Source organism: Streptomyces sp. NPDC002306 (assembly GCF_053593435.1).
On record NZ_JBSFCK010000090.1, the window covers coordinates 1 to 9,942 of the forward strand.

Below are 9,942 nucleotides of genomic sequence, written 5' to 3' on the forward strand. Positions count from 1 at the left end.
CACGCCGGTGCGCTGGGAGCCTGTAGCGTCGGTCACCCTCACGGGTGACGACGAGCATCGTGACCCACTCAACCAAAGCGTGCGGCAGGTCGAGTGCGGCAGGATATGGAACCAACAAGGCTCCTGCACCGACGGGTTGAGACCTCGAACACCTCCCCCAACGGCACGGGAGCCCTGTGCGTTGCGCCCCACCTGCCTCACCCACGTCACCCGATCAGTGGCCACACTGAAAAGGGTGAGGCGCCCCGAAGTTCTCGGACAGCAGTCGCCATAGGATCGAAGTCCAGAACGACGGAGAGGGCACGTGGCACAGAAACGTAGGAAGTTCAGTCCTGACCCTGGGCGACGAGGTGACCTGGGGCCTCGACCAGGGAGACAGCGGAGCCGCCTGGCCATCACCATCCTGTTCAACCACCAACAGTTGCTGCAGTACATCTCCGACCGAGCCATCCACCGGCCAGCGAAAGCTACCGCAGCGAAGGCAAAACCGGCGCTAAAGTCATCGCCGACCAGACCCGCATCCGCTGCAACCTGCACCGCCTACGCACCGGCGACGAGACGGTCACCGACCTCAAAATCCTCACCGGCCATCGCATGGACCTGATCGCCGACCGCACCCGCACGGTCAACCAGCTCCGCGCCCAACTCGCCGCTATCTTTCCGGCTTGGAGCGAGCTCTGGAGTTGCCCAACACCCGCCCGCTCATGCTGCTGGCCGGCTACCAGACTCCGACTACTCTCCGACGGACAGGCAAGAAACGGCTCGCGACCTGGCTGGGCAACCGCAAGGCCCTCCGTCCCAACCGGCTGGCTGAGACAGCTCCGGAAGCCGGCACACCAGCCCGCCCGGGGAGAAGCTGACTACCCCCAGATAGTACGCATCCTGGCACGAGAGGCAGTGGCCTTCAACCAGCAGGTCACCGAGATCGACAAGACGATCGAGGCCCAGTCTTGCGAACATCAGACGTCGACGTGGTCACCAGCATGCCCGGCTTGGCGAGATCCTCGGTGCCGAGTTCCTGGCCGCAACCGGAGGCGACATGACCGCTTTCGGCACCGCAGACCGCCCCGCCGGCTTCGACGGTGTCGTACCCGTGCCCCGCGACTCCGGCAAGATCAGTGGAAACCTTCGCCGCCTACGACGCTACAACCACTGCCTCCAACAAGTCTTCTACATCTCCGCGTTGTAAGCATCCACCACAGCGAGGAACCCCGCCGGTTTCACGAACGCAAGCCAGCCGAAGGCAAGCGCCGCATCCAAGCCGTCCTCGCCCTGGCCCGCTGCCGCGTAAAAATTCCATGAGCCCTCCCCCGCGACGGACGAACCCACGAAGCCGTGCCCCCCTGCTCTCACAGCCTGACAGACCACATTAGGAATCACTGATCATCACGTCGGCAGTGACGTGGCCATGGACGCTCGGCCTGGTTCGCTCTCGCGGGACGCGCAGTCACCGTCCGGTGCGCAGGCAGGCGACCAGCTCGCGCTTGAGTGCCCCGCGTCCTTGGACGTAGAAGGCCTGGTAGATGGCTTTTGGGGAGATGCGCATGGACTCATCTTCGGGGAAGTTCAACGTGAGTCGCTGCGCTACCCTGACCCAAGCCCATAGGCGTCTTCAAATTCCGGGGTCAAGGCCCACGTTACGGACCGCGCACTGCTTGGTTAGTGGGCAGCGGGATCGAGGCCAGTGTGCGACCTACTCCCAGTGGGAACCATTTGCATGCGGCATGTCGAATGTGGATTGGGTCGCTGGTGCCGGCCGATGCTGATCGCTGTCAGCGGAACGTTAGTGCGGCCCCATACGTGATTCCGCGGGCCTCGGTCCTCTCCGCGCCAACGCCCTGGTGGACGGTAAGCGCGGAGAGGTGGCGGTGGAAACTTCAGGTCCCGTACTCTGTGACCGTCGTCCGGTGGTTCAGTGAGCGCATTTTCGACATGAACCCGTATACGGTCACCAGTGTTCCGCCTGCTGGACGAGACGAGAACTCGCGGTCAATGAGCCTTCCCGTAAGCCTCACGTACGGAAGCGGGGACACGGCCTCGGTTCTGGACTTCAAAGCCGTTCTCTCGAGCCCACGCTCGCAGTGCGTCAGCACTCGGGCCCTCAGTCGGTGCCTTACGTGGTTGCGCCACCCCCTTCGCTCGGCCGGTCTTGCGCCCCTTGTCGATGAAGGGAGCGAGTGCTTCGTACAGCTTGTCGCGGTTATCCGGCACGAGGTCGATCTCGTAATTTACCCCGTCGAGGGCAAACGTGTGCGTCCGCGCTTCATCGGAAGCCGTGCCTGTAAGGTCATCCGTGTAAACGGTAACAGTTTTTTGAGCCATGCTTCGATGCTACCTATTTTTCTCGACGTGTCCACCTCGAGCCTCCTGTGCGATACGTAAGGGTGCAGGGGTTGCTGCTTTCGGGGTGTTCCATCCCAGTGTCGGGGGTATTAGACGGGGCAGTTTCATGGGAAGGCGGTGAAAGAAAACGAGAGGTCGACGTGCCCCCTGTGGGCTCATTGCGACCTGCATTGATGGGGTGCCATGTAGGGCGAAAAATGAAAATTGAGGCAATCTGGTTAAATTGTGTAGAGTGGCTCCTTTGCTGAAAGTCGGGTCGGCTCGGGAAGTCATTCCTGGCTCCTTCGCCGCCTTCCGCAGGATCTTACGTTCCTCTTCCAGCTCGCGGACCTTCTTGCGCACGCTGTGATCCGGGCCGGGGTGGCGACTGCGGCGTGGGCGACCGCGGCAGCGTCGATGGGGTTGGACTTGGAGCCGGTGGCGGCGTGCAGTTACGGTGGGCGGACATCAGCCGGGTGAGGACCCAGACCACCTCGTGGCCGGCCAGCAGCAATCCGTCGGCCAGGCGGCGGGCGAAGCCACCGCCGTCCTCAATGGCCCAGGTGACGGGGGTGCCGTCGGCGAGCGTGCGGATCCACTTGAACAGGACGCCGATCAGGTTCGTATCGTTCTTGACGGTCAACGGTCTGGTCAGCCGCCGACGATTGGAATCGTCGGCCACTGCGACGTGGACGTGCTTGTGCGGGTCGATCCCACTGTCACCATCGGGTCGTCCTCATTGAGCCTTTTCCAACCTGGTTGGGTGGTTGGCTAGTGTCCTGCGCCAGTAATTGCGGGTTTAATTCTGTAGAGTGATGGCATGTCTCCGGGACCTCGTGCCGTTGAAGTTGTCTTGTCCGATGCGGAGTTCGCCGAGTTGTCGCGATGGGCGGAGGGGGAGGTTGACCAACGTCTTGTCGAGCAGGCTCGCATTGTTCTGGCGTGTGCACAGGGGGTCCCGAACAGCGGTGTTGCGGCTGATCTTCAGCTGACGGCAGACACGGTGAGAAAATGGCGCTCACGGTTTGCTGCGCACCGGCTGGCGGGCCTGAGGGACGCCCCACGGTCAGGCCGGCGCAAGACCGAACTGGTGCTCAGCAAGGTGGAACGAGACCAGTTGACGCGTTGGGCGTGAGCTTCCCCCGAGATGCGGGAGATGGTGACAGAGGGTCAGATGGTTCTCATGAGAGGAACATCGACCATGGCTGCCCCCAGGAAGTACTCCAAGACCACGGAGTTAAGGCCGGTCCGCGGTTGTCAACGGGGCCGGGGAAGTCGGGGGAAATGCCGGTCACGGCAACGGGGCTCCTGGTAGAGCGAGGAAGCCGACCAAGGTCTTCCTGCTTGAAGGAGTCCCGTTGACCAGCTTCCTTCGGTCGACGTGCCACCACATCGGCCTTTTCACTGCGCGGCCCAGGCCCGGTGCTCGAATTTGCTGCCGCGGGTGGCCGCGTTGCGGCTCAGTTCCCGCGATGTGGTTGATGGTGACCTGTCCCAGCCGCTTGACGACCTCCCGTACTCCGCCATCTCCTGCACACGGAGCAGATCGATCTCCTCTCGCTCGGCGAACGAGAGGTAGCGGCCCGAGACAGTCAGGTTGATCTGCGGCATCCCGCCAGCGTGTTGGAACCACGGGTTCCCACCGCGGAGGCTGCTGGTGACCGCCGCGTCCTTACTGGTGCGCCTCTTGGTCATCTCACCCCCAGAAGCCGGCCCGCGCACCACCACTGCAGGCCCGCCGACCAACCGGCATGAAGAACAAGCATCGTGCGCGCGAGCACCCCGTCGGGAACAACCAAAACCGAGCCTCGCAGCAGCCATCACAAAAAAGCAGAATTGGATAAACACCAAGCTTAGACAAAGGCCTAATAGCAACCAATGCCCGTTCCATGCCCATAAGACGCTGTAAGCCCAGTTCCGATTCTCGCCGATCATAAGTGGACTTCACGACCTCCAGGCGAACTAAAGATTCAACACCCACTCTTCTTATCACCCCTAGCGGAGACTGGTGCAACACCTCCCCTACTTAGCAGCGTGGCAGTATTCCGCATGAGTATCATGTACTCACAAAGACGAAATCCGACAGGAGTTCACTAAGTAGTGTCTACTCGGCCGCCAAGAGCGAACCTCGATAGTACTAGATTTTCCTTCTCGGCAGCACGTATCCTGCACGGGGAGAGTATCTCTCAGCCGCACGATCTAGGCGGGGAGCCACACTCTTACCGTATCCTCGCCAAGGCCAAGAATGCGGGACTTAATGTTTATTGCAGAAATTCCACCATATTATCACCCACTTCAACCCGCCATCCATCCGATGGCTGACAAAATTGACGAGCGTGCAATTTCCTGGATGCGAACGTTCAATCTCGGCCTAAACGCCAAAGAACGTGACCGGATGACGCACTGCCGGATCGGTCAATTGGTCAGCAGAATGGTTCCGAGTGGGCAACTGGAGCCTATGCAGGTCTTTGCAGATTTCTTGATGTGGGTGTTTACGTTTGATGATGAATACTGCGACGAGGGCCCACTCGGCAGCCGACCGGGCGAATTGGCGGATGCCGTATCAGGCATGCTGCGCGCTTTCGATTCTCCTGGATGCCCAATAGTTTCTCCTGCCGACCGGTACAGTCATGCGTTACGTGATTTACGGCGACGCCTTGATCTTTGCGCAGCCCCTTCGCAGATAGAGCATTTGTCAAGGACTTTGACTGGTTATCTTCTATCTGAAGTTCGCAAGGCTGGCTATGTGGCAACAAGTCGCCCGCCGAAGTCACTAGACAGTTACATCCCGATGCGCATGCAAAATGGCGGCGCTCTAGCAATAATCGCATTTCCAGCCATTGCCGAAGGGTATGACTTCCCACTGTCATTACTACAAAGTGATCGAGTTAGGGCGATCACGGAGATGTGCGTGACGATTTCTAACTATGACGCCGACATCTTCTCGTACTCAAAGGAGCGAGCACGCAGCGGTGATGGATTCAACATCATCGATGTAATTTGCCGCGAGTACGAATGTGAAGAAAAGGCGGCCTTTGCTGCAGCCAAGAGCATGCGTGACCGCATCATGACACTATTTCTTCGAATACTTGAGCATGGACCTTCTCAAGAGTCACCTGAGCTGAGTCGTTACATGGCGGGCTTGAATCGCTATATGCGTGGCGTAATCGACTGGCACTTCGAAACCGAGCGATACATGTATCTGGACGGAATCCAAGCTGACTCAAAGATAGTTCAACCAGCCGGGTGGGACGACGCTCTTGATGATCCATCACATGAGCCCCTCCCCTTTTCTTCCGTGTCATGGTGGTGGCGTTACGACCCCTGCGAGTGCAGGCGAGTCACTACATGACTGCATTAAGCCACGCTCTTGGACCATGAATGAAGCAGAAAAAGGTAGCAGTCGACGCCAGGCCTAAGACTTATAACTATTATTTAAATCGAGCGGCAATGGGAGTCCACGCCATGCGAACGGGTAAAGCTCAGACGTTGATTAACGCTCTTTCGAACAGCTCTTCAGAACCTCGCCGGACTGGTGTAGGTGTGGCTCCTGGCAGGATCCCGTTGGTTGGCCATGGCCTCAAGTTTGCGCGCCGGCCTCTCGAATTCTTACTTGAGTTGCCAGCTTACGGCGATCTGGTGGAAATCAACTTTGCGCGACAACGCGCTTTCGTTGTTTGCGACACTGACCTTGCTCTGCAAGTTCTCCACGATTCGCGGTCCTTCGACAAGGGTGGACCCATCTATAAAGCGCTTGAGTTCATGGGTGATGGATTGGTGACCACCCAATCCGGTTCCCACCAACGTCAGCGGCGTCTCGTACAGCCAGCATTCCATCCAGTCCGGATGCCAGGCTACGTGTCAGTAATGCTAAGTGAAATTGAAGCAGAGATATATTCATGGCAGAGCGGAGAGATCGTTGATATCTACGAAGCGATGCAGAAACTAGCTCTGCGAATTACCGCACGAGCCATCTTCCCCACTTCCCTTTTGAGCGTGCGTGACATGTCTGTACTGCTGGATTGTATGCCGACTATCGTAAAAGGTACCTACGCTCGCATGATCACGCCGATCGAGTGGGTGAAAAAACTGCCCTCTCCTGCCAATCGCCGCTACGAAGAAGCTCTCACGCGCACTCACAATTTGGTCGATCGAATCATCGGCCAGTTTACACCGGGGAGTGATGACGGGGACGTCCTGTCCGCGATAATGGGTTCCGTGGACGAGGAAACAGGAAAGTCATTGGAAAATCGCGAGATTCACGACCAAGTCATGAATTTTATCATAGCCGGTTTCGAGACAACAGCCAATGCGATGGCTTGGTCATTGCAAATCTTTGCCACGCATCCACGAATCGGTCAGCGCCTCCAAGCAGAATTGGATGAAGTGCTCTCGGGACGATTCCCTGAATTAGACGACCTCCCCCGACTGGACTACACGGAGCGTTTCGTAAAAGAATCTCTGCGCGTACGCCCGCAAGTTTGGATTACAACCCGGATTACGACTTGCGAAGTGGAATTAGCCGGAAAGTTACTCAAGCCGGGGACAACTATCGTTGTCAGTCCTTACCTTCTCCATCACAGTCCGACTTCGTTTCCCAACCCAGAGAAGTTCGACCCCGATCGCTGGCTTCCGGGGAGAGCGAAAGGAATTCCGCGTGGCGGAATGATTCCTTTTGGAGCAGGGAAGCGCCAATGCATAGGTGCCAGATTCAGTATGGCTGAGGTCACGCTTGCTCTTGCAGCGGTTGCTTCGCATTGGAATTTGTCTGCTGTTCCCACACAAAAGTCTCGGTTGATCCCGAAAATGACCTTGGAACCCGGCCCACTGCCTACGTTAGTTTCTGCTCGGCAATCTCTGGATATGAAAAACATAAGTGGACGCCGATGAACGTACGGCCACCTTCGATCATATTTGTTTCGATACAGAATTGGACTAATCCGTGAGACTCCCTTATCAGTATTCTGACCTTCAGGCTTGGCCGCGTCACTTATTCTCTGAGAATCTGAATGAGGCAATCTTTGCTCTGAGAGCCCGTCTCATCGAAAGAATTGATCCAGCCGGAGCTATACGTGACGCCTGCGACAGCCGCATACTCGAGTCGGCTTTATATCTTCGCCTGCTGCAGTACACGGGATTGAAGCCTCAAGTTCACGCTGATCTTAAACGCTACCTCGAATCGCGTCGCACAGTCGGGGACGCGCTTGACCGCTTAGTGATCTCGGCTGCACTTGACGGAACCGCTCAGGTGGACACGCAGATAGTGGATCGGTTCCTCGCTCAGGCGCCACACTTTACTGGCGCAAGGAAACAAGCATTAGTTGACGCGGTCTTGTCTTTGTTCGGTGTGGAACCACAAATGCCCGAGCCGGCTGCTTTTGCAACTGACGGTCTGCACGCTTGGGCTCTAGTGCAGGTCACTTCTCTTAAAGTGATCATCTATCGAGCATTGGGTCGCGGTGACGATTTTTGCAGCGAAGATGTCGACTTGCTGATGTCTACGCAGGAAGGCCCCGAAGTATGGGAGGGGAATGTCCTTATTCACCTCTCGGTCTTGAACGCGTTAGCCGGGCTACCTGGCACTGAGAACGTGATCATGCAGGGTGTCGAGAAGGTGTTGAAGCATCAAAGGACCGACGGCGGAATGCCGTTTGTGACCGACACTGACACCTGGTGTACCGCTACCGGAGGACTCGCTCTCGCAGTCGCAGGCGCTCACGAGGAAGAGTTACACCGGATTGCGGGGCACTTGGTTCGGCAGCAACGAAATGACGGTGGCTGGGCATATACAGATCTCGCTCAGCAGACTGATGTTGACGACATCTCGGTCACTGTGGAGTTCCTACACACACTGGATTCCCGGCAGTACAGGACCGCTATTGACGCCGGACTGGACTGTCTGCGCCGGATACGGCATGACGGAGGCGGGTTCCCCACCTACATTCGCAGTGCGGCGCCGGAAGCATGCATGACGGCGGCGGCCGTAAACGCTCTGGGAGTCGACCCTGTGCGCAACGCGCGAGCCCTCCATGAAGGGCTACGATTCCTCGCGTCCGGACAAAAAAGCGGTGGCAGCTTCGATCCAGACTGGAGCGCTAGTGCGTTACACACCGTGTTCCGCGCCATTTTGGCAACAAGGCAAGTAGAACCCCGGGCATCGGTTGTGGGAGACCGGATCCGAGGCCGGGCACTGGGCTTTGTGCGCGGCGCTCAGAACTTTGACGGGGGCTGGGGTTGGAGTCCAAGTGAACCAAGTGATGCTGTTAGTACCTCTTACGCCCTGATAGCCCTGTGTAGCCAGGGCGATGCAAAACCAGCCGTACACGCAACCGAGTACATTCTGTCCTGCCAGAACAATGACGGATCGATATCGGCACGTTCAGATTCCATCGGTCCGAGACCTTTAATTTTCCGAGTACCAGCACTGGCAGACATTTTTGCCATGCTCGCGCTTGGACATCTTTCGAGTCGTCTGGAACCCGTTGGCGCGAGGCTCCATCATGTACGATTCCCAGAGCCCGTAAGGCTGCCATGAGGAAATACAGCCAGCACAGCGTGATTTTTGTCTTTAATTGCCGGAAAGATGCGCAACGGTAGTAAATGAGATAGGCGGCAATAAGAGAGCATCTGGTCTATGTAGCTGATGGTTAGCCTCGATATATTACTCGAATAAGGTTTGGCCGTGGAACGGGGACGCGAAAGTGCCTTCCTGGCCTAGTGATGATGGGCCTTGCTGGCAGGGTTCTGTCGGTCTGGGCGGAGGGCACTTTCTACGCAAGGTTCAAGGGATAAGGACCCCGAGGGCGCTGTCGAAGGGGACTTGTGGAGAACCCGGTGCTCGGAAACGGGCACGCCGGGTTCGGGATGCGGTAGGAGGAAACCCACCAGCAGCAATGCTGGCAGGGCGCACCAAACCGACCTCACATTGCCCAGGGCAAGTACCACACCCAGACCCTGCTCTGCCCTTCTCAGCGACAAGATCGAGAACTGCTTGCCAATCCTCCACCGAGGCATTCAGGACACGCGCATCCGGCAGCGACCCCATCCAGTCCCCTCAAGGAAGCACTTCACGTCAGCCCACAGCAGGTCGGTCATCCCGCCATGCTGCCCAGGTCTGATTCAAAGTCCTGGTGATCACGTGGCGTTGCTGGTCAGGGCAGTCCGATCAGGTCCAGCGGACGGGTGAAGAGCGTGTAGGAGACCTCGCGCAGGCCTGCGATGCTGCGGTGCCCGGCGGTGCGCAGGGTGCTGATCGCGAAGCTGCGCAGCGTGGCCATGTTCTCCGGTCCGTGTCTGGTGCGGATCTTCGAGGCGTCCTCGCCGAACGTGGTGTCTCTGACGTGGTGCACGGCCTCAATGCCCCATTGCGCGCGGACGAGTTGGCCGATGGCCTGGGGAGACGCCGTACACGCCGTCAGGTCGGTGATGGCCTAGAGGGTCTCGTGATCCAGCCGGTTTTGAGGTTGGTGCGGTGTCGGTGGATCTTCGCGGCCTGCGTCACGTGCGGGAAGTCCAGGCCTAGCCACAATGCCGTTGCTTTTGTAGTGGGCGTAGGCTGGTTGGCAGTGGGTCCCGGGGGTGGTTGGGGTGGCTTCGAGCGCGTCGGACTTATCGGGTCTT

9 protein-coding genes and 3 pseudogenes are annotated in these 9,942 nt (G+C 58.3%); 6 read left to right on the plus strand and 6 right to left on the minus strand.

The window, feature by feature from the left end:
- Nucleotides 1-115, minus strand: a pseudogene (locus ACWCQK_RS41225) (IS5/IS1182 family transposase); the annotation flags it as partial.
- Between the two features lie 404 nt (nt 116-519).
- Here ACWCQK_RS41225 and ACWCQK_RS41230 point away from each other — a divergent pair.
- A pseudogene (locus tag ACWCQK_RS41230) lies at nt 520-603 on the plus strand (hypothetical protein); the annotation flags it as partial.
- Between the two features lie 436 nt (nt 604-1,039).
- Nucleotides 1,040-1,189: a transposase gene (locus tag ACWCQK_RS41235; RefSeq protein WP_451164295.1), complete on the plus strand. Its 150-nt coding sequence runs from the start codon at nt 1,040-1,042 to the stop codon at nt 1,187-1,189.
- A 186-nt stretch (nt 1,190-1,375) separates the two neighbouring features.
- On the opposite strand, the pseudogene ACWCQK_RS41240 reads toward ACWCQK_RS41235, so the two are convergent.
- From ACWCQK_RS41240 to ACWCQK_RS41250, 3 genes and pseudogenes are all read right to left on the minus strand, one after another.
- Nucleotides 1,376-1,585 (minus strand): annotated as a pseudogene (locus ACWCQK_RS41240) (IS30 family transposase); the annotation flags it as partial.
- Between the two features lie 404 nt (nt 1,586-1,989).
- Nucleotides 1,990-2,322 carry a histone-like nucleoid-structuring protein Lsr2 gene (locus tag ACWCQK_RS41245; protein WP_451164297.1) on the minus strand — a complete coding sequence of 111 codons (333 nt, stop codon included), beginning with the start codon at nt 2,320-2,322 and terminating at the stop codon, nt 1,990-1,992.
- 325 nt (nt 2,323-2,647) lie between these two features.
- Nucleotides 2,648-3,004, minus strand: a complete 357-nt coding sequence (locus ACWCQK_RS41250; RefSeq protein ID WP_451164299.1) for a hypothetical protein — start codon at nt 3,002-3,004, stop codon at nt 2,648-2,650.
- 138 nt (nt 3,005-3,142) lie between these two features.
- On the opposite strand from ACWCQK_RS41250, the gene ACWCQK_RS41255 reads away from it, so the two are divergent.
- A complete protein-coding gene (locus ACWCQK_RS41255) occupies nt 3,143-3,457 on the plus strand; it encodes a helix-turn-helix domain-containing protein (protein WP_451164301.1) in 315 nt (104 codons plus the stop codon).
- A 266-nt stretch (nt 3,458-3,723) separates the two neighbouring features.
- Here the strand turns inward: ACWCQK_RS41255 and ACWCQK_RS41260 are convergent, their stop codons facing one another.
- On the minus strand, nt 3,724-3,933 hold the full coding sequence (locus tag ACWCQK_RS41260; RefSeq protein ID WP_451164303.1) for a hypothetical protein: 210 nt from the start codon (nt 3,931-3,933) through the stop codon (nt 3,724-3,726).
- Nucleotides 3,934-4,579: 646 nt separating this feature from the next.
- On the opposite strand from ACWCQK_RS41260, the gene ACWCQK_RS41265 reads away from it, so the two are divergent.
- From ACWCQK_RS41265 to ACWCQK_RS41275, 3 genes are all read left to right on the plus strand, one after another.
- On the plus strand, nt 4,580-5,674 hold the full coding sequence (locus ACWCQK_RS41265) for a terpene synthase family protein (protein WP_451164305.1): 1,095 nt from the start codon (nt 4,580-4,582) through the stop codon (nt 5,672-5,674).
- Nucleotides 5,675-5,703: 29 nt separating this feature from the next.
- Nucleotides 5,704-7,212, plus strand: a complete 1,509-nt coding sequence (locus ACWCQK_RS41270) for a cytochrome P450 (RefSeq protein WP_451164307.1) — start codon at nt 5,704-5,706, stop codon at nt 7,210-7,212.
- A gap of 358 nt (nt 7,213-7,570) precedes the next feature.
- On the plus strand, nt 7,571-8,857 hold the full coding sequence (locus tag ACWCQK_RS41275) for a prenyltransferase/squalene oxidase repeat-containing protein (protein ID WP_451164309.1): 1,287 nt from the start codon (nt 7,571-7,573) through the stop codon (nt 8,855-8,857).
- A 616-nt stretch (nt 8,858-9,473) separates the two neighbouring features.
- Here the strand turns inward: ACWCQK_RS41275 and ACWCQK_RS41280 are convergent.
- Nucleotides 9,474-9,671, minus strand: a complete 198-nt coding sequence (locus ACWCQK_RS41280; protein WP_451164311.1) for a hypothetical protein — start codon at nt 9,669-9,671, stop codon at nt 9,474-9,476.
- Nucleotides 9,672-9,942: the final 271 nt, after the last annotated feature.